The sequence below is a fragment of the Deltaproteobacteria bacterium GWC2_55_46 genome (assembly GCA_001595385.3).
In the GTDB taxonomy this organism is placed as follows: Bacteria; Desulfobacterota; GWC2-55-46; order GWC2-55-46; family GWC2-55-46; genus UBA5799.
In genome coordinates this window covers 2,015,512-2,033,382 of sequence record LVEI03000001.1, presented here as the reverse complement: position 1 = coordinate 2,033,382, position 17,871 = coordinate 2,015,512, and the positions used below count along the sequence as shown (strand labels likewise).

The window sequence follows — 17,871 nt, the reverse complement described above, 5'->3', positions numbered from 1 at the left end:
GGATCACTTCCTCTCTTCCATGGGGATATAGGGCTGTTCGCGAAGGCCCGTGTACTTCTGCTCCGGACGGTATATGCGGTTGGATTTTAGCTGCTCCATCCAGTGCGCCAGCCAGCCGGCCACCCTGCCCATGGCGAATATGGGGGTAAATAGCTCTGTCGGGATGCCGATAGAACGTAAGATGATACCTGAATAGAAGTCTATGTTGGGGTGGATGTTCTTTTGCGACAGCCTCTCGCGCACCACCGCCTCTATCTCGCGGGAAATATCGAGCGTCTTTTTATCTATGCCGTCGTGTTCGGCGAGAAGGCTTATATAGCCCTTGAGGAACTCGCCCCTGGGGTCAACGGTCCTGTAGACCCTGTGCCCCACGCCCATCACCTTCTCTTTCCTCTCAAGCTTCCTTTCGATGTAAGGCCTTACGTTCTCCTTCGTCCCGATCTCGTCTATCATGCGCACGACCTCTTCGTTGGCGCCTCCGTGGAGCGGGCCTGAAAGGGTGCCGATGGCGGATGCTACGATGGTGTAAGGGTCCGCGAGGGTCGAACCGACCACCCTGGCGCTAAAGGTCGAGGCGTTCATGGTGTGGTCGGCATGGAGGATGAGCATCACGTCGAGTATGCGCTCGACGAGCGCAGAGGGTTCCTTCTCGAAGAGCATGTAATAGAAGTTCGCGGCGAAAGAGAGGTCGTTCCTGGGCTGTATGGGAGCGTCCCCGTGCTTGAGCCTGTGGACGGCGGCAACTATCGTAGGGAGCTTGGCTATGAGCCGTACCGCCGACCAGTAGCGGACCTCCGGGTCAAGGGTCTCCCTCGCCGGATAATACATGCCCATAGCCGAGGTCACGGCCTGCAGGTAATGCATGGGGTGGCCGTTCTCGGGCAGGAACTCCATCATCCGGAGGATCTTGAACTTGAGCCTTGTGTGGAAGGTGATATCGTCCCTGAACTTCGCGTACTCGCCGCTTTCAGGGAGGCGGCCGAAGAGCAATAGCCAGGAGGTCTCGATAAAGCTGCTCTTCTCGGCGAGCGCTTCTACCGGGATGCCCCGGTACTCGAGTATGCCCTTGTCGCCGTCGATGAAGCTTATGGCCGATTCCGCCGCAAGTATCCCCTCAAGGCCCGGGACCACATCCATTACCGGTTTCTCTTCCATATTTCACCTGACCGGGAGAAGTTATGTTCAATTGATATTATAATACCCGGCAAGGGTTGTACATAAAAAAAGCCCCCATCCGCCTGGATGAGGGCTCGAAGGAATCCCCTTGTATCACGCTTAGAGCGGGTTAGGATTGACGTTCTCGGCCTTGAGGCCCTTTGGGCCCTTGGTGATCTCGAAATCAACCCTCTGCCCCTCCTTCAGGGTCCTGAACCCGGAGCCCTGAATGGAAGTATAGTGGACGAATACGTCCTCACCGGTGTCCTGTTCTATGAAACCAAACCCCTTTGATTCGTTGAACCACTTGACCTTTCCTGAAGGCATAAAGAAAAACCCTCCTTTCTCTTGAAGTTGATAAGTAATAGGGGTTTTTCGCACTTCAGGTCCTTTTTAAAGATTACCTCGCGCTTCCAAACCCTGCTACTACCTTACTTAATGAGTAAGTCTAATTGAGGGTTTGGGGGTTGTCAAGGCGGCCACTTGAAATTTTATTTCAGCTCTTTTTTTCTCTCTTTCTTCCGATGAGAAATACCTTGAACGCCTCGAGCGCCTTTGCCCGGTGGCTTAATCTGTCCTTCTCTCCGGGGGGAAGCTCCGCTACAGTAATACCCCTTCCCGGGACGATGAAGACGGGGTCATATCCAAAGCCGCCCCTGCCCCTGGGCTCTTCAGATATTGACCCGGAAAACGACCCCTCGAAAAGCTCTTCTATCCCGCCAGGCCCGCCAGGCCCGACGAACGCGACAGCGCACCTGAAGCGCGCGCCCCGCGACTCCATCGGCACGCCTTTCATCTCGGCAAGGAGCTTCTCGTAATTCTCCCTGTCGGTTGCGCCTGCTCCCGCGTATCGAGCGGAGCGGACGCCAGGCCTTCCTCCGAGGGCATCGACCTCAAGGCCGGAGTCGTCAGCGAGCGCTGGAAGGCCTGTGGCGGCAGAAGTGAACCTTGCCTTCGCGAGGGCGTTCTCCCTGAACGTTTCTCCTGTCTCTGGCGGCAGCTCCAATTCAGGATATTCCGCGAGCGTGACCAGCTCAACTCCCGCGCCTTCGAGGATGCTCGATATCTCGCGCGCCTTGCCGGCATTCTTTGTGGCAAGGACTATTCTCATCCTTTTATCCATGTCGATCGCGTAGAAGCTAACGTCTTTTATTGAGGGACCTCTTCTGGGCAATGGTAAGCTCTTTAATGCCCTTTGAGGCAAGGTTGATAAGCGACGAGAGCTCGCCTTTGGTAAAAGGCGCGTGCTCGGCCGTGCCCTGGACCTCAACGAAACGGCCGCTCCCGGTCATGATGACGTTCATGTCGACGTCGGCTGACGAGTCCTCCACATAATTGAGGTCAAGCGCAGGTACCCCCTGCACTATGCCTACGCTTACGGCAGCTATCGAGTCGAGAAGTGGTATCGAGCTTAAGACGCCCTTCTTCTTAAGCTCCCTCAAGGTGTCGTATACCGCGACATAGGCCCCGGTTATGGAGGCTGTCCTTGTGCCTCCGTCGGCCTGTATCACGTCGCAGTCGATATAGACCGTCCTCTCGCCGAGCGAGTCCATGTCAGCCACCGCCCTCAGGCTCCGTCCGATAAGGCGCTGTATCTCATGTGTCCTTCCGCCGACCTTGCCGGTCTCCCGCTGTATCCTCTTCTTCGATGACCTGGGGAGCATCGAGTACTCCGCCGTGAGCCAGCCCTTGCCGGTCCCCGCCAGAAAGGGCGGGACACGCTCCTCGACGGTGGCGGCGCAGATGACCTTGGTGTCGCCCATCTCGATCAGGACCGAGCCCTCGGCGAACTTGAGGTAATCGCGCGTTATCTTCAACGGGCGGAGCTCGTCCGCCCTTCTCCCGTCACTCCTGCGCTGCTTTGCCGCTGATCTCAATGTACCCTCTTTTCCTGGTGATTATATTTTTGAAGCTCATGACGCCTTCGGCTATCGCTTCCGCTATCCTGGCCTGGTCCTTTCCGGACGAAAGCCATTTTTCCTCCGAGGGGTTGGATATGAAACCCACCTCGACGAGCACCGCGGGCATTGTGGCGCCGACAAGCACAGAGAACGGGGCCTGCTTTACCCCCCTGTTCTCCCTGCCTGTAGAGCCGAGCACGCTGGTATGTATCACCTCGGCAAGCCTTGAGCTCTCGTGGTGCGACATCGTGTTCGCCAGATCAAGGAGTATGTCCTTCAAGTCGCCGCTGTCTTCGGATATACCAGAGCTCATCCCGGCGGAGGCGCTGTTCTCGAAGGCAGCCACCCTTCTGGCGTCCTCGTCGGTAGACTCGAAGCTCAGGAAAAAGGTCTCTACACCCCTGGCGTCCCTGTTCGGCGCGGCGTTGACATGTATGCTTATGAAGAGGTCTGCTTTATTACTGTTCGCGAAGGCGGTCCTTTCGCCCAATGGGATGAATACGTCGGTCGTCCTGGTGAGGAGCACCCTGCAATCGAAGCGTTCCTTGAGCGCCTCGACGAGCCTCAAGGCCACCTTTAGCGTTATCTCCTTCTCCTCGACCCCTGATGGCCCCTTTGCCCCGGTGTCGTCCCCGCCGTGGCCAGGATCTATCACTATGACCTGGACCTCATCATCAATGGCCGCGCTTCCTTTGATGGCAGCAGCCTCACCAGAGATGAAGGAAAGCCAGAAAACAGATAAAAACGCTATAGTGAAGAACTTTCGCATATCGGGGATATTTTAAATTCAAAGCGGGCCACAAGTCAATGCGCTTTAGATTTGCGGTAAACCTGGGCGTGAGATATAGTTAAATATCGACCGCCGGGGGGATATGATGGCTGTATTATGGGTGGAATTCATGGCGCTGGCAGCGGTTATAGTATTGTGCGGCACGAAGCTTTCGAAATACGGGGACGTCATAGCCGAGAAGACCGGCCTCGGCAGGGCCTGGACAGGGCTTATCATACTGGCCAGCATCACCTCGCTGCCGGAGCTTGCTACAGGGCTAAGCTCGGTTACCATCGCGGACGTCCCCGACATAGCGGTGGGAGACATCCTCGGCGCCTGCGTATTCAACCTCCTGATACTCGCGCTCCTCGACCCCATGGACAAGGTCAGCCCGATCTTCCTGAAGGTTGGCCAATCCCACGTCCTTTCCGCCGGGTTCGGGATCATGCTCATAGGCATCGTGACGGCATCCATAACGCTTAAAAACCAGATGCCGTCCTTTCTCCACGTCGGCGCGTATACCCCGGCCATAGTGGCCGCCTACATCGTAGGAGTCAGGGTCGTCTACTACTACGAAAAAAAGTACCTCAAGAGGATCGCCGAAGAGACGATCGAGAAACTCAGGTATACCCACATATCAGGGAAGAGGGCCGCGCTCATGTACATCATAAACGCCGCGGTGGTACTAGCTGTCGCCACCGCCCTGCCCTTCATCGCAGCTGATATCTCGGAGGCCACCGGCCTCGGAGAAAGCTTCATGGGCACAGTCTTCGTTGCCATGACCACTACTCTGCCAGAGCTGGTGGTATCCTTCTCGGCCATGAGGATAGGGGCCGCCGACCTCGCCCTTGGGAACCTCCTCGGGAGCAACATGTTCAACATAGGCCTCCTTGCCGTAGACGACATCCTCTATTCGAAGGGACCTCTTCTATCAAGCATCTCTCCCGCGCACGCGATAACCGGCATGACTGCGATATTGATGACGGCCATCGTGCTCATAAGCATAACCTACCGCCCTGAGAGGAAGGCGACGCGCCTCGGTTGGGACTCCATCTCGATGATGGTATTGGCGGCCCTGAACATCTACCTGATCTACCGGGGACCGTTATGAAGGCCATTATATTTACCGACCTCGACGGTACGCTCCTTGATGAAGAGTACTCCTTCGCTCCAGCGGAGCGCGCCCTTGAGAGGATAAAACAAGATGGGATCCCGCTTGTGGTCGTCACGAGCAAGACCAGAGCTGAGGTCGAACACATAAGGTCGCGCCTCAAAAACACAGACCCGTTCATTACCGAGAACGGGGGCGGCATATTCATCCCGGGGTCATACTTTCCCTTCCCCGTACAAGGTGAAAAACTCGACGGCTATACGCTAATAAGGCTCGGCACCGACTACCGTGAGCTTCGCCAGGCGCTTGTCCGTATAAGGGCCTCTTCCGGAAAGGCCATAAAGGGCTTCGGGGACTTAAGCGACGAAGAGATATCGAACCTTACAGGTCTTCCGGTGAAAGAAGCATGGCTTGCAAGGGAAAGGGACTTCGATGAGCCGTTTATTCTGGAGGACGGCTCGCCTGAAGAGGCCAAAGGACTTGTGGAAGCGGCCGGATACTCATTTACCATGGGCCGCCTTTTCCACATGACCGGCCCGAATGACAAAGGCGGGGCGGTTGAAAGGTTAAAGTCCTTCTACAGGGCGCTTTACGGCAAGATAGTGACCATAGGCGCGGGAAACGCCTTGAACGACGCCCCCTTCCTAAGGGTCGTCGATTACCCTGTGCTGGTCGGCGATGACGGAGGGTACAACGACATAGGAGAGGTCCCGGGCCTTGTAAAGGCTCAAGGGGCCGGGCCCCAAGGCTGGGAGAAGGCCGTAACCGGAATACTCGATTCGATAAAGGGCGCCGAAGGCTATACCTGTTAGGGGTTTGCCGATGCCAGAGCCTCATGAAATTGACGAAAATGAGATAGCGGCAGCCAGCGCCGATCCTGCCCGGGCCGACATAGTTGTAGGCATAGCGAGCTACAACAACGCGAGGACCATAGCCCATGTGGTCGGCGCCGTAGACGCCGGGCTCGACAAGTACTTCCCTTACGAGAAGGCTGTGATCATCAACTCTGACGGCGGCTCCACCGACAGCACCCCTGAGATACTACTGAACGCGAGCGTGGACCACAAGGCGGTATTCCTGTCACACAGGCTCTCACCTGTCAACAGGATAACGACGCCTTACCACGGCATCCCCGGCAAGGGCAGCGCCTTCAGGGCCATCTTCGAGAAGGCATCCGCCCTTGGCGCGAAGGCATGCTGCGTAGTCGACGCGGACCTCCGCTCGATAACGCCGGAGTGGGTAGAGCTCCTCCTCTCTCCGGTATACAAGGAAGGCTTCGATTTCGTCGCGCCCCTTTACAGCAGGCATAAATACGACGGCACCATCACAAACTCGATGATATACCCTGTCACCAGGGCGCTCTACGGCAGGAAGATACGCCAGCCCATAGGCGGGGACTTCGGCTTCTCAGGGGAGATGGCCAGGTTCTATCTCGCGCAGGACGTATGGGACTCGGACATAGCGAGGTTCGGCATAGACATCTGGATGACGACCGAGGCGCTGGCCGGCGGCTTCAATGTCTGCCAGTCCTATCTCGGGGCCAAGATACATGACCCAAAGGACCCCGGCGCGGACCTGAAGGACATGTTCGTCCAGGTCGTAGGCTCCCTCATGTCGCTCACGGAGAAGCACAACAACGAGTGGCGGCAAAGGCATGGTTCAAGCGAGGTGCCGACCTTCGGCTTCAAGTACTCGGTCGGCGTCATCCCGATAAAGGTCGACACGGACGGGATGATCCGGAGCTTCAGGATAGGCGCCGAGAACTTAAGCGGCTTGTGGGCGGGCTTTATCGACAAGGGCATAGTGGAAGAGCTTGAGGGGCTGTCGAGGGCGGATGCAGCGTCATTCCGGCTGCCCAAGGAGACCTGGGTGAGGATAATCTATGACTACATGCTTGCCTACCACCACAGAAAGCTTCCGCCCGAACACCTTCTCAAATCCCTCATCCCGCTCTACTATGGCCGCACCGCCTCGTTTTTTCTGGAGACTGCCGAGATGAGCGACGACGAGGCCGAAGCGGTGGTCGAGGACGTGTGCGCCGAATACGAAAGACAAAGAGACTACCTGGCAGGCAACTGGCAAGGAGGGATGGAACATGGACAGGATATTTGAAAAATTGAAAGAACACCTCGAGACGTTCATTGACAAGCTCCTGGAGTTCATCCCGGACCTGCTCGTAATATTGATCATCGCGGTATCGGGCTTCATAGCCGCGGCCTTTGTGGAATTTTTGCTCCTCAAGGGCTTCAGGGCCGTAAGGCTCGACGCCTGGAGCGACCAGATAGGGCTCACGACCGGCTTCAGGAAGGCCGGCATAAAGGGGCCGCCCTCGGCCTTTATCGGCTCGTTCATCTACTGGTTCATAGTCGTGCTCTTCTTCATGGCCGGCTTCGCCACCCTCGGCTACAAGGTGACAGACGCGCTGGTATCGGTCTTCTTCCTCTACCTGCCCCGCTTTTTCTCGGCTGTAATAATAGTCTTCCTCGGGTGCTTCATAGCCAACTTCCTGGCAAGGTCGGCGCTTATTGCGGCGGTGAACGCCGGCATAGAATACTCGAAGCTATTGAGCGAACTGGTGAGGCTCATCCTCTTCATACTCGTCTTCGCTATGGCCCTCGAACAGCTCGATATAGCGCCGAATATAATCCTTGCCGCCTTTGTCATATTTTTCGGCACCATCGGGGCCGCCGCGGCCGTGGCCTTCGGCGCGGCAGGCAAGGAGTACGCGAAAAAAGTAATAGAATACCTCCTGGCCAGGCGTGACAGGGACAACATCGACCAGCTCTGAGCCTTCACGGTTGCGTACATCCCTTGATGATGTTAAACTACCCGCGATCCCACAACACCGGAGGTGTGACAAAAGAAGATGCAGCCGTTCTGGGAAAAATTCGGCCAAAACGAAAGCCTTCTCAAGATACTCGTCTTTTTTGGACTTGAGTTCATCCTTATAGCGGCCGTACTCCTGCTCGCGAGAAAGCTCTCCCTTGGATGGCTTTCAAAATGGGCGCGGCGGACCGATACCAAGGCAGACGACTTCATAATAGATTCCATCAGGCACCCTTCCATCTTCTGGGCGCTCGCCCTTGCGATATACATCACGATCGCCACCTCAGGGCTGCCCCCTGAGTATGTCAACTACGGGCTCAAGGCACTCTATGTACTCATCGTCTTTTCGGCCACCATAGCCGCGGCCAGCATAGTCGCGCGCCTCGCCCAAAGCTCCATCGAAAAATCCGCCGCCGGGATAGCCGTCACCGGCCTTTCCAGGACCGTCATCAGGGCGGTCATCTTCACTATAGGCATCCTCATTATCCTTAACGGCCTCGGCGTATCGATAACCCCGATGCTCACGGCCCTTGGCGTCGGCGGCCTCGCCGTGGCGCTCGCGCTCCAGGACTCGCTCTCCAACTTCTTCGCCGGCATGCACATACTGATGGAGCAGCCGGTGAGGGTAGGAGACTACATAAAAATGGCCACCGGAGAGGAAGGCTTTGTCTCCGACATCGGGTGGAGGACGACGAGGATAAGGCAGCTCTCAAACAATATAGTAATCGTGCCCAACAACAAGCTCGCCCAGAGCGTCATCACAAACTACTCCATGCCGGAGGAAAGGATGGCCTTGTTGATGAAGATAGGCGTCAGCTACTCTTCTGACCCGTCCCACGTTGAAATGGTGCTCGTTGACGAGGCGAGCAAGGCGGTGGGAGAGGTCCCCGGGCTCCTGGGCGACCCAAATGCGCCATTTGTCAGGTTCATCCCGGGTTTTGGGGACTACTCGCTCGATTTCACCCTCATCTGCCAGGTCGCGTCCTACGTCGACCAGTACGCCGTCCAGCACGAATTAAGGAAGCGCATCTTCCATAGGTTCAAGGCCGAGGGCATAGACTTCCCGTTCCCGACCAGGACCGTACACATAAAACAATGAACCCCAGGGCATCGAGCCCCTGGGGAGTCCGGCCGGCCCTTTTACCACACCTCCCTTGACAGCCGTTCCCCGGCCGACTAACCTTTATCAGTCCAATCCGCCAAGGAGATGACACATGGCTGACTTCTACCATGCCGGCGCCATAACCACATTTCACAGGCTTGGAAGGCCTAAGACAGAGCGGCTTGTGGCCGAGCTTGAGCTCTATAGCCTTGCGCGCCCAATAGCCCTGGTCTTGCCCGCGCTCTGCACGGACGTCCGAAGCGATGCCATGAAGGGCATAGTGGAGGAGCTTAAGGGAGCGCGTTTCCTCCGTGAGATAGTGCTCGCCCTCGGCCCTGCCTCGGACGAGGAGTTCAGGGAGGTAAAGGAGTTCATGTCCACCCTGCCGCAGGACGTGACCATAATACACACAGGCGGCAGGAGGATAAGCGAGCTTTACAGGACTCTCGAGGAAAAGGGAGTAAGCCCGGGGCAGGACGGCAAGGGCAGGTCGGCCTGGACAGCGTACGGGTATGTGATATCAAGCGGCAGGTCGAGCGTCATAGCGCTCCATGACTGCGACATCCAGAACTACAGTATCGAGCTCCTCGAGAGGCTCTGCTACCCTGTAGTAAGCCCTACCCTCGATTACGTCTTCTGCAAGGGCTACTACGCGAGGGTGACCGACAGGATGCACGGCAGGGTCACAAGGCTCTTCCTCGCCCCGCTGGTGAGGGCCCTCCAGAGGATGTGCAAAGACCGCCCGTTCCTCGACTTCCTCGACAGCTTCAGATACCCGCTTGCCGGCGAGTTCTCCATGACGATAGACGTGGCCAGGATAAACAGGGTCCCCTGGGACTGGGGGCTCGAGGTCGGGATGCTCGCCGAGGTCTACAGGAACTACTCGGCAAAGCGGATATGCCAGGTCGACATAGCGGAGAACTATGAGCACAAACACCAGCCCCTATCGGCCGAAGACCCCTCCACGGGGCTCATGAAGATGAGCATAGACATAGCGAAGTCCATATTCAGGACCCTCGCTTCAGAGGGTGTCGTCTTCTCAGACGGCTTTTTCAAATCTCTCATGGCCGCCTACCTCAAGATGGCCGAGGACAACATAGTGAAGTACGAGGGCGACGCGGCCATAAACGGCCTCTTCTTCGACCGCCACGAGGAGGCACGGATGGTAGACGCCTTCACCCATTCGATAATAGACGCCGCCAGCACGATAATGGAAAACCCGCTGGGAGCGCCGATGATACCCAACTGGAACAGGGTCATCTCCGCAACACCTGGGATACTCGAACGGTTGAAGGCCATAGTTGAAGAGGACAACAAGCTCTCTTTTTAGGCATGAGATCCCTGGAAGTTTGCGGAAAAACTGATTTTGCAGTCATTGCGGGCGTGTGAGCCGAGGCCCTGAGCATACGAAGGGAAAGCAATCTCGTCTTCAGGCCGACGAAGCGCCTGGAGATCGCTTCGTCGCAAGGAAACGCTCCTCGCAATGACAATAACGGAACCTGTTTCATCCCTCAGTGCGGCATCTCCTTATTATTTACGGCCAGAAAAGACTCAAGCACCACGAGGAAGTTCCCATAGGAGATGGGCTCCTCCATTATCCCCTCTATAGACTTGAGTATCCCCTCTGAAAGCTCCATGTACCGCCTCTCCTCCGTTACGCGCGAAAGCCGAAGGAGCACTGAAGCGGCGGCCGAGTTCCCCGATGGTATGTCGTTGTCGTAAAGGTCCCTTTCACGGATAAAGAGCTGCTCCTGGTCGCTGCCGGTATCATAGAAGAGCTCCTTTGTATCGTCATAGAAGAGATCTATCATCCTGTCGGCAAGCCTCCTGCCCTCTTCAAGCCACTCTTCCTCCCCCGTATTCTCGTACATCGAGAGAAGCCCGCCCGCAAGGAGGGCGTAGTCCTCGAGCAACCCAAGCACATCGCCCCTGCCGTCGAGGAAATACCGGAGGATGCGCCCGTCCTCGCCCCTTAACGAAGAGAGCAGGAACCTGGCGCAGCGCTTCGCCTCGTCCGCAAAGTCACGCCTCTTGAATGTGCGCGAAGCCCTGGAAAGGGCGGTGATGGCAAGGCCGTTCCACGCGGTGATGATCTTCCGGTCGGTCTCCGGCGCCTTTTTCCGCCTCCTTGCCTCAAAGAGGCGCGCCTTCATGCGCGCCATATCATCCGGCACAGGGTCGTTCTCTTCGGCTATGGGCCTGTTTATCCTCAGGGTGTTCCTGCCCTCGTAGTTGCCATCCTCGGTCACCGAGAAAAAATCCATGAACCTGTCGGAGTCCTTGCCGAGGATCTCCTTTACCTCGTTTGCCGTCCAGATATAGCACGCCCCTTCGCGCCCGTCGACATCAGCGTCCTGCGACGAATAGAACCCTCCCATCTCGCCCCTCATCTCGCGGAGCATGTAGCCTATGGTCTCCATGGCGACCTGCCTGTACAGCGGTAGCCCGGTCTCCTCGTAGGCGGCCGTGTACAGCTCGGAGAGGAGGGCGTTGTCGTAGAGCATCTTCTCGAAATGCGGCAGGTCCCAGTTCTCGCTCACCGAGTACCTGTGGAAACCCCCGGCAAGGTGGTCGTATATGCCCCCCATCGCCATCGATGAGAGCGTTTTCTCTACCATCGACATCGCCTCTTCCCTGCCGGTCCTCCTGTGGTATCCCAGCAGGAACTTGAGGAACATGGCGTGCGGGAATTTAGTCCCCCTGCCGAAGCCGCCGTGCGCTCCGTCAAAGTAAAGGCGCGCCGCGTCGAAGGCCAGGTCAGAGACCTCTGATCTCAGCTCTATCGGCGCGATAACGCTCCTTTTGCTGAGTATCTTTTCCACGTCGGCTGTAACGGTGGCGACCTTCTTCCTGTTCTTGCGGTACGCGAGGCTTACCGCAAGGAGCACCTTCTTGAACGATGGCATGCCGAAGCTGTCCTCAGGCGGGAAATAAGAGCCTCCGTAAAAGGGCACCCCTTCGGCGGTGGCGAATACCGTAAGCGGCCAGCCGGCGTGCCCTGTCATGGCCTGCACAGCCTTTATGTAAAGGCTGTCAAGGTCAGGCCTCTCCTCCCTGTCCACCTTTATATTGACGAAGTTCTCGTTCATTATCCTTGCGGTCTCTTCGTCCTCGAAGGACTCCCTCTCCATGACGTGGCACCAGTGGCACGAGGAATATCCGATGCTTATTATAAGGGGCCTGTCCTCGCTCCCCGCCTTCTCAAAGGCCTCCCGGCACCACGGATACCAGTCGACCGGATTCCCGGCATGCTGTTTAAGATATGGGCTCTTCTGGCCTTTGAGATGATTTAACTGGCGTCCATTCGCCATGTCTGGCTCCTTGGTATGAATTTTAGCCGTTCCCTGAAAAGCAGGCCTTTTACCAAAAGCTTAGTCCTAAAACCCTTAAACCGCAAGCATGCGGACCTCCGTTCTGTTTGACACGATGGCAAAAGGGCTTATAATCTATCTACATCACACACTTTGAGAGGGAGACGCGCATGGCAAAAGTGCTCGTGCCGCTGGCGCCAGGCTTCGAGGAAATAGAGGCGCTCACGGTGGTCGATATCTTACGGAGGGCCGGGGCCGAGGTGACGATAGCCGGCACCGTACCTGGCCCTGTAGAGAGCAGGAACAGGGTGGTGGTCATACCGGATACGGTGATGGATAACGTATCCGCGGACTTCGACATGATAGTGCTTCCGGGCGGGGCGGTCGGGACCGAGAACCTCAAGAAGGACGTGCGCGTAAAAAAGGTCGTCGAGGAGCTTATGCGCAAGGGGCGTAAGGTGACCGCCATCTGCGCGGCGACAACGGTGCTCTCAAGTATAGGAGCCACCAGAGGCAGGACCGTGACAAGTCACCCGTCTGTGAGGGCCGAGCTTACGGACGAGACCGTATCGGAAGAGCGCGTTGTCGTGGACGGCAACATCATCACGAGCCAGGGGCCGGGTACGGCGATGGAGTTTGCCTTCAAGCTCGTAGAATCGCTTTTCGGAAAGGCGAAGGTAGAGGAAGTGAATAAAGTGGTGCTGGCCAGGATCTAGGCCAGCACCATGCTCACGAAGACTATGAGAAAGCCCAGCGCGAGATTGAACCACGCGAGGCGCGCTGAAAGCGGCTTAAGCCGGGCGGCTTCCACTTCCCCTGACCTTGATATCCTTGGGGCCAGCACCTTCCCCCTGTAGTAGTGTACCGAGATCATGGTAGCCGCCATCAAGAGCTTTAGAAGCGGCAGTCCTGCCAATGAATGGGCATAACCTTCCGAGAAGGCCACAACAACCCCGGTCACGACAAGTAAAGCGATGCACCAGTCAGCAACCCCGGAGAACCTTTTCCCGAGCGCTCCCACTGCCGGTCCGGCAAGAGGTACGGCTATCGCCATCATGAAAAAAATGCCTCCTATCCAGACGATCGCGGCGGCGGCATGCACCCAAAGAAAAGATTGGCTGATCCAGTTCATCTTTTGCCCTCCTTTGCCATCTCCGTGCGATCGGTCTTCTGAACAAGGGGCTGGCAGCCGCACCCGCACACCGATTCCCTGCCGCCGCCTGAGTCAACCACGTCCTTTGCCGCCTTTCCTTTCAACTCCTCCCGCTCCATAAAGCAACCTCCATAAGTATTTGTTCATACACTTATATAAATCCCAAAAAAACTCACGAGCACCTTGACTTCCCGGTCTTGCCGCTCCCCATGCAGCCGCAGGCGCATATCCTGTTGAGCCTCTGCCTGCATGCCTCTAGCGCGTCCCTGTCGAGCGAGTAAAATACGTAATAGCCCTCCTTCCTGTCGTTTACGAGACCGGCGGACCTCAGCACTCTCAAGTGCTGAGACACGGCCGACTGCGTGACACCCAGCGCATCGGCGATGCCGTTCACGCACGAATCCTTCTTCTTGAGTAGTTCTATTATCTCTATCCTCTTGTCCACTGAAAGGAGCTTGAAGAGCCCTGCTGACTTTTTCATATCTGGATCGCCTGCTTTTATTTAAGTATATACTTATATACTTTAAAACTACCCCTGTGTCAAGAACTTTAGATCTCATCGAGGGCCCCCGCCTTCATGGACGGGACATCATCAGAGCGGGTCTATGTGGACGAAGCACTTCTCTATGGTGCTTATGCTCTCGATATTGTTGGCTACGGCCTCTCCTATGGCATGGGACTCTACCGTCGGCAGGTCCTTATCGACCCGTATCTGTATCTCTACATGTATGAAAGGGCCGACGTAATGGGCCCTCACAGAGCCAAGCCCTTTTATGCCGGAGGCCATGAGCGCGGCCTCCTTTATCTCTTTCAGCAGGGCAGGCTCCGGCGCCTGCCCCATGAGATAGGCTATGTTCTCCATGCCTATCTTATAGCCCGTGTATATTATCCAGACGCTTATGGCGAAGCCGGCGACAGGGTCTAGCCATGGGAAACCGGCCAATGTCCCGACAAGGCCTATAAGGGCCGCGAAGGCTATCGCCACGTCCATGAGAGAATCGATGGCGGTGGCCTTCAATGCCGGGCTTCCGAACATCTTCCCGACCCGGTTGAAGTGCCATGACATGGCCCCCTTCGCCGCCATCGTTATAAGCGGGACCAGGAGGGTGTAGGGCTCAACCACGGCCCGCCTGCCCTCGATTATCCTCTCGACGCCCTCGCGTATGACCTCGAAGCCAAGTATGCCGGCGAGCACAGCTATGATAAGCCCGGCTATGGGCTCTGCCCTGCCGTGGCCGAATGGGTGCCCCTCGTCGGCCTGCTTATCGGATATATATACGCAGATGAAGGTGGCGATCGAGGCGGCTATGTCGTTTAGGGAGTTGAGCGCGTCCGAGATAAGGGCTATGGAGCCAGAGGCTAGCCCGGCGACGAGCTTCATGGCGAAGAGGCCCGCGTTGCCGAGAATATTCAGCATGGTAGCCCTGAAGGCTATCGGGTTCATGTCAAACATGGCTATAGTCGGGGAGAACAGGCGATGAACCGCGTTTCAGCGGAGGTTCATCTTCTCATAGACCCTGTTCAGGTTCTGGCGCGCAACGACATAGAAGCTCTGAGCCCAGGCGAGCGGCACGTTATAGTTGGGTTTGCCCCCGGTATATAACTCGGGTACGAGCCCCTCCGGGGTCATGACAGATTCAAGCCTGTTAAGGTACAGCTCGGCTTTTTCGATGTACTCGACGGGCGGCGTGAATATCGTGCCCATCTTGAGGGCCTTTACCGCGAGCTGCGAATACACTATGAAAAGCCATGCGAAGCCGAGAGGCCACTCGGCCTCGTTGCCAGCGGGCTTTGTCCTGTCCGCGTTGTAATAAAGGTCCCCGGGATACCTTACCACCCCGCTCCGCCTTACGAGGTTATTCTCGATGGCTGAGATGATATTCAATGCCTGGCTGTCGGATATAATATAATAAGGCCATATAAGGCTCAGTTGCGCAATGTCAACCGGCCTCGTGGCCGATTCCGACGGGAGGAGCCTTTCAAGGGCGCTCCTTCCAGCCTCTATGAATTCCTGCGGGACGGGCAGGTAATGGTGTATCGGGATCTGCCTTTTATACTTGTAGTGATAAAAGCCGTCGTCATGCCACATGGTAAGCCCGGCAAGCACGGCCCCGATGCTCGAAGCGTGCAGCTCAGGCCCCTCCTCCCACATGCCGAAGTCAGGGTCAGAGTGCCACCTTACGGTCGTAAGGTAAAGGACAATGTCGCGGAGCAGTATCTGGGTCTCCGCCTGGTCGGTAGATATTACGTTGTGCCCTTTTTTTATGAGGTCGCCGGTCTTGTAGAGGAACAGCCCCAGGATATCGAGCTGGTGGTGCCCCCATTCATGTGTTATCTCCTCGAGCGTGACGGGATGCACCCTGGCATGGATGACCTCGTCGGCGCAGCTCCCGAGGTAGCGGCGCTTTCTCGCGCCGCTCGTTATCTTGTGCCTGTACTTCTGGAATATACGGATGATGAGCCTGTAGCTCTCGATGAGCTTGTCGTAGGCGCCGACGTATTCGTTGGCGTAGGTGGCGTACATGATATCGCGGAGCCAGAAGACGTTGTACCTGTCCCCGCCCTTGTCCCCGCAGTACTCGGAGGCGATATAGCCGCCGTTCAGCTGTCTTAGCCCCTCAAGGTGCTTGTACGCGACCAGGAGCTTTTCATGGCCTGGAAGCTCCCTGAACGTCCTCCCCCGGAGCGCCCCCCTTGCCTTGCCCGCCAGGAGACGCTCGGGTCTGGTCATATCAAGCGGTATCATGCGCTTATGATACCTTAATGAGGAGAGTTCTTCAACAACTTTGCTTTTGAAAAATAAAGGGAATCCGGCAGGTTATAAGACTATTTCCGGCGCAAGCACCTTGAGCTTCCTGTGCAGCACGGAGATCTCGATATCCCCCTGCCACTGGAAGGGCTCGCCGTCCACATGGGCGTCGACGAGGTCCCAGCCTTTTATGACCCCCCTTGATCCGCGGAAACTCCTGAAGCCCTTATGGTCTTCTATCCTGCCCCTCAAGAGCTTAAGCCCCAACCCAAGGGTGTTGAATATCTTTGGACGCGGTATAAAGCAGAAGTCGAGCAACCCGTCATCCATCCTCGCGTCCGGCGATATGACGGCGTTCCCGCCGAACCGGTCGGTATTCGCGGCGGTCAGGATAAAGGGCTTGCCGTTTATCTCCTGGCCGTCGACGCGTAAAGATATATCCCTCGGCTTAAAACGGAAGTATTCCATGAGCGCGAGCGGAAAATAAGGGGCCACACCCCTTATCCTCCGGCTCAATCGCCCTTCGTTGTAGCGTCTGCTGAGATATGCCTCAAAGGCAAAACCCGCCGTCGAGAAAAAATACCTGCCGCAGGCAACTCCCACGTCCATCTCCCTGATCGCGCCATCTTTGACCAGCGACAAGGCCGCCTCAACATCAGCCGGTATGCCGAGAGCGCCGGCAAGCGCGTTGCCAGAGCCGGTCGGCAGAATGCCGAGCGCCGTCCCGGTGCCTACGAGCGAAGAGGCCACGTTATTGACCGTCCCGTCCCCGCCGCATGCAAAGACAAGCTCATAGCCTTTTCTTACGGCTTCCTGAGAGAGCACCTTGACGCTTTCAGCGTCCGTGGATAGTTTTATCTCGAAGATCCCCTCTTCGGCCCTGAAGAGCTTTCTTACGGCGCCAGCAAGGGCATTGAGCCTGCCGGAGCGGCCTGCCGAGGGGTTCAGTATGAAACGTACCTTCATCTCGCCTCCGGTCATAAAGTATAATTTGGATGGAGGGGGAGTTTCAAGGATTAAACAAACGCGTCCATTCACTGTCACATGGTACAGTTGCAAATGAACGGTTTAAGGCTACAATAAGTATTGTCGGTCAAAAAGGATCGGGCTCTTTATTATGAAGACTACGGCCGTTCTGATCATCGCGCTTGCCGTTGCATGGGGCATCAACTCGTACGGAGGTGAACGCATGTTCCAGCTCGACAGCCCTGATTTCAACGAGGGTGCGCCTATACCAAAGAAATTCTCATGCGAAGGCGAAAACGTCTCCCCCCTCATCAAATGGGGCAAGCCGCCGGATGGCACGAAGAGCTACGCCCTTATAATGGAAGACCCTGACGCGCCCATGGGCACGTTCGTGCACTGGGTGGTCTTCGACATGCCTTCCGAGCTGAGAGAGCTTCCGAGGGGTACGGGGAATAACGAGGGTAGCCTTAACGGCATGAAGCAGGGCCTTACGGATTTCGGCCAGGCGGGTTACGGCGGCCCATGCCCTCCCAAAGGACACGGCAGGCACAGGTATAACTTCATCCTGAGGGCGCTTGATGTGCCAACGCTGGGGCTGCCTGACGGCGCGAAAAAAAGCGAGATAGAGCGCGCCATGAGAAGCCATGTGATAGCGGAGGCAAAACTAACAGGGGTTTTTCAAAGATAGGTCGGTTACATTAATAGCGACGATACATCTATTATAGTTTAACAGATTGCTGAAAAACGCAGATTTTGTTCAGGCTTCAGCCCCAATTAAATCAGGGAGCGCGGAAGGAGGCGTACTTGGAACGTACGCCGCCACTACGA

19 protein-coding genes are annotated in these 17,871 nt (G+C 56.6%); 8 read left to right on the top strand and 11 right to left on the bottom strand.

Features of this window, described 5'->3' with window-relative positions:
• Positions 1-3: 3 nt before the first annotated feature.
• The 5 genes from A2V21_309595 to A2V21_309575 form a co-directional block, all read right to left on the bottom strand.
• The gene (locus A2V21_309595) at positions 4-1,155 is read right to left on the bottom strand and encodes a citrate synthase (GenBank protein OIJ74487.1); all 1,152 of its coding nucleotides are present in this window, start codon (positions 1,153-1,155) and stop codon (positions 4-6) included.
• A 120-nt stretch (positions 1,156-1,275) separates the two neighbouring features.
• A complete protein-coding gene (locus tag A2V21_309590) occupies positions 1,276-1,482 on the bottom strand; it encodes a cold-shock protein (GenBank protein OIJ74486.1) in 207 nt (68 codons plus the stop codon).
• Positions 1,483-1,651: 169 nt separating this feature from the next.
• Complete coding sequence (locus tag A2V21_309585; protein OIJ75141.1) at positions 1,652-2,266, bottom strand: non-canonical purine NTP pyrophosphatase, RdgB/HAM1 family; 615 nt, start codon at positions 2,264-2,266, stop codon at positions 1,652-1,654.
• Positions 2,267-2,294: 28 nt separating this feature from the next.
• Positions 2,295-3,032: a ribonuclease PH gene (locus A2V21_309580; protein ID OIJ74485.1), complete on the bottom strand. Its 738-nt coding sequence runs from the start codon at positions 3,030-3,032 to the stop codon at positions 2,295-2,297.
• Complete coding sequence (locus A2V21_309575) at positions 3,001-3,825, bottom strand: hypothetical protein (GenBank protein ID OIJ74484.1); 825 nt, start codon at positions 3,823-3,825, stop codon at positions 3,001-3,003. The genes A2V21_309580 and A2V21_309575 overlap by 32 nt, the downstream gene beginning before the upstream one ends.
• Positions 3,826-3,928: 103 nt before the next feature.
• Between A2V21_309575 and A2V21_309570 the strand changes: the two genes are divergently transcribed.
• The 6 genes from A2V21_309570 (at position 3,929) to A2V21_309545 (ending at position 10,194) form a co-directional block, all read left to right on the top strand.
• Entirely contained in the window at positions 3,929-4,936 is a 1,008-nt protein-coding gene (locus A2V21_309570; protein OIJ74483.1) for a hypothetical protein, read from the top strand.
• Positions 4,933-5,748, top strand: coding sequence for a hypothetical protein (locus tag A2V21_309565; GenBank protein OIJ74482.1), 816 nt, complete (start codon positions 4,933-4,935; stop codon positions 5,746-5,748). Before A2V21_309570 ends, A2V21_309565 begins: the two co-directional genes overlap by 4 nt.
• Positions 5,749-5,758: 10 nt before the next feature.
• Positions 5,759-7,048: a glycosyl transferase family 2 gene (locus A2V21_309560; protein OIJ74481.1), complete on the top strand. Its 1,290-nt coding sequence runs from the start codon at positions 5,759-5,761 to the stop codon at positions 7,046-7,048.
• Positions 7,032-7,724: a hypothetical protein gene (locus A2V21_309555; GenBank protein OIJ74480.1), complete on the top strand. Its 693-nt coding sequence runs from the start codon at positions 7,032-7,034 to the stop codon at positions 7,722-7,724. Before A2V21_309560 ends, A2V21_309555 begins: the two co-directional genes overlap by 17 nt.
• A gap of 78 nt (positions 7,725-7,802) precedes the next feature.
• Positions 7,803-8,861 carry a hypothetical protein gene (locus tag A2V21_309550; protein ID OIJ74479.1) on the top strand — a complete coding sequence of 353 codons (1,059 nt, stop codon included), beginning with the start codon at positions 7,803-7,805 and terminating at the stop codon, positions 8,859-8,861.
• Between the two features lie 115 nt (positions 8,862-8,976).
• Positions 8,977-10,194: a glycosyl transferase gene (locus tag A2V21_309545; protein ID OIJ74478.1), complete on the top strand. Its 1,218-nt coding sequence runs from the start codon at positions 8,977-8,979 to the stop codon at positions 10,192-10,194.
• A gap of 181 nt (positions 10,195-10,375) precedes the next feature.
• On the opposite strand, the gene A2V21_309540 is transcribed toward A2V21_309545, so the two are convergent.
• Complete coding sequence (locus A2V21_309540; protein ID OIJ74477.1) at positions 10,376-12,175, bottom strand: hypothetical protein; 1,800 nt, start codon at positions 12,173-12,175, stop codon at positions 10,376-10,378.
• A gap of 170 nt (positions 12,176-12,345) precedes the next feature.
• Between A2V21_309540 and A2V21_309535 the strand changes: the two genes are divergently transcribed.
• Entirely contained in the window at positions 12,346-12,891 is a 546-nt protein-coding gene (locus tag A2V21_309535; GenBank protein OIJ74476.1) for a hypothetical protein, read from the top strand.
• On the opposite strand, the gene A2V21_309530 is transcribed toward A2V21_309535, so the two are convergent.
• The 5 genes from A2V21_309530 to A2V21_309510 all read right to left on the bottom strand — a co-directional run bounded on the left by A2V21_309530 (position 12,888) and on the right by A2V21_309510 (position 17,043).
• Positions 12,888-13,307, bottom strand: coding sequence for a hypothetical protein (locus A2V21_309530; GenBank protein ID OIJ74475.1), 420 nt, complete (start codon positions 13,305-13,307; stop codon positions 12,888-12,890). The genes A2V21_309535 and A2V21_309530 overlap by 4 nt on opposite strands.
• A gap of 193 nt (positions 13,308-13,500) precedes the next feature.
• Positions 13,501-13,809, bottom strand: coding sequence for a hypothetical protein (locus A2V21_309525; protein OIJ74474.1), 309 nt, complete (start codon positions 13,807-13,809; stop codon positions 13,501-13,503).
• Between the two features lie 111 nt (positions 13,810-13,920).
• Positions 13,921-14,781: a hypothetical protein gene (locus tag A2V21_309520; GenBank protein ID OIJ74473.1), complete on the bottom strand. Its 861-nt coding sequence runs from the start codon at positions 14,779-14,781 to the stop codon at positions 13,921-13,923.
• Positions 14,782-14,817: 36 nt separating this feature from the next.
• Positions 14,818-16,074, bottom strand: a complete 1,257-nt coding sequence (locus tag A2V21_309515) for a hypothetical protein (GenBank protein ID OIJ74472.1) — start codon at positions 16,072-16,074, stop codon at positions 14,818-14,820.
• A gap of 72 nt (positions 16,075-16,146) precedes the next feature.
• Positions 16,147-17,043: a hypothetical protein gene (locus A2V21_309510; protein ID OIJ74471.1), complete on the bottom strand. Its 897-nt coding sequence runs from the start codon at positions 17,041-17,043 to the stop codon at positions 16,147-16,149.
• Between the two features lie 223 nt (positions 17,044-17,266).
• Here A2V21_309510 and A2V21_309505 point away from each other — a divergent pair, with 223 nt between their 5' ends.
• Entirely contained in the window at positions 17,267-17,731 is a 465-nt protein-coding gene (locus A2V21_309505) for a hypothetical protein (protein ID OIJ75140.1), read from the top strand.
• Positions 17,732-17,871 lie beyond the last annotated feature (140 nt).

Excerpts from the sequence above, each read along its gene's own strand:
- A2V21_309540 (OIJ74477.1), bottom strand. The coding sequence starts at position 12,175 with ATGGCGAATGGACGCCAGTTAAATCATCTCAAAGGCCAGAAGAGCCCA.
- A2V21_309520 (OIJ74473.1), bottom strand. The coding sequence starts at position 14,781 with ATGTTTGACATGAACCCGATAGCCTTCAGGGCTACCATGCTGAATATT.
- A2V21_309560 (OIJ74481.1), top strand. The coding sequence starts at position 5,759 with ATGCCAGAGCCTCATGAAATTGACGAAAATGAGATAGCGGCAGCCAGC.
- A2V21_309535 (OIJ74476.1), top strand. The coding sequence starts at position 12,346 with ATGGCAAAAGTGCTCGTGCCGCTGGCGCCAGGCTTCGAGGAAATAGAG.
- A2V21_309590 (OIJ74486.1), bottom strand. The coding sequence starts at position 1,482 with ATGCCTTCAGGAAAGGTCAAGTGGTTCAACGAATCAAAGGGGTTTGGT.
- A2V21_309555 (OIJ74480.1), top strand. The coding sequence starts at position 7,032 with ATGGACAGGATATTTGAAAAATTGAAAGAACACCTCGAGACGTTCATT.
- A2V21_309530 (OIJ74475.1), bottom strand. The coding sequence starts at position 13,307 with ATGAACTGGATCAGCCAATCTTTTCTTTGGGTGCATGCCGCCGCCGCG.
- A2V21_309585 (OIJ75141.1), bottom strand. The coding sequence starts at position 2,266 with ATGAGAATAGTCCTTGCCACAAAGAATGCCGGCAAGGCGCGCGAGATA.
- A2V21_309510 (OIJ74471.1), bottom strand. The coding sequence starts at position 17,043 with ATGAAGGTACGTTTCATACTGAACCCCTCGGCAGGCCGCTCCGGCAGG.
- A2V21_309595 (OIJ74487.1), bottom strand. The coding sequence starts at position 1,155 with ATGGAAGAGAAACCGGTAATGGATGTGGTCCCGGGCCTTGAGGGGATA.
- A2V21_309505 (OIJ75140.1), top strand. The coding sequence starts at position 17,267 with ATGTTCCAGCTCGACAGCCCTGATTTCAACGAGGGTGCGCCTATACCA.
- A2V21_309570 (OIJ74483.1), top strand. The coding sequence starts at position 3,929 with ATGATGGCTGTATTATGGGTGGAATTCATGGCGCTGGCAGCGGTTATA.
- A2V21_309515 (OIJ74472.1), bottom strand. The coding sequence starts at position 16,074 with ATGATACCGCTTGATATGACCAGACCCGAGCGTCTCCTGGCGGGCAAG.
- A2V21_309565 (OIJ74482.1), top strand. The coding sequence starts at position 4,933 with ATGAAGGCCATTATATTTACCGACCTCGACGGTACGCTCCTTGATGAA.
- A2V21_309575 (OIJ74484.1), bottom strand. The coding sequence starts at position 3,825 with ATGCGAAAGTTCTTCACTATAGCGTTTTTATCTGTTTTCTGGCTTTCC.
- A2V21_309545 (OIJ74478.1), top strand. The coding sequence starts at position 8,977 with ATGGCTGACTTCTACCATGCCGGCGCCATAACCACATTTCACAGGCTT.
- A2V21_309550 (OIJ74479.1), top strand. The coding sequence starts at position 7,803 with ATGCAGCCGTTCTGGGAAAAATTCGGCCAAAACGAAAGCCTTCTCAAG.
- A2V21_309525 (OIJ74474.1), bottom strand. The coding sequence starts at position 13,809 with ATGAAAAAGTCAGCAGGGCTCTTCAAGCTCCTTTCAGTGGACAAGAGG.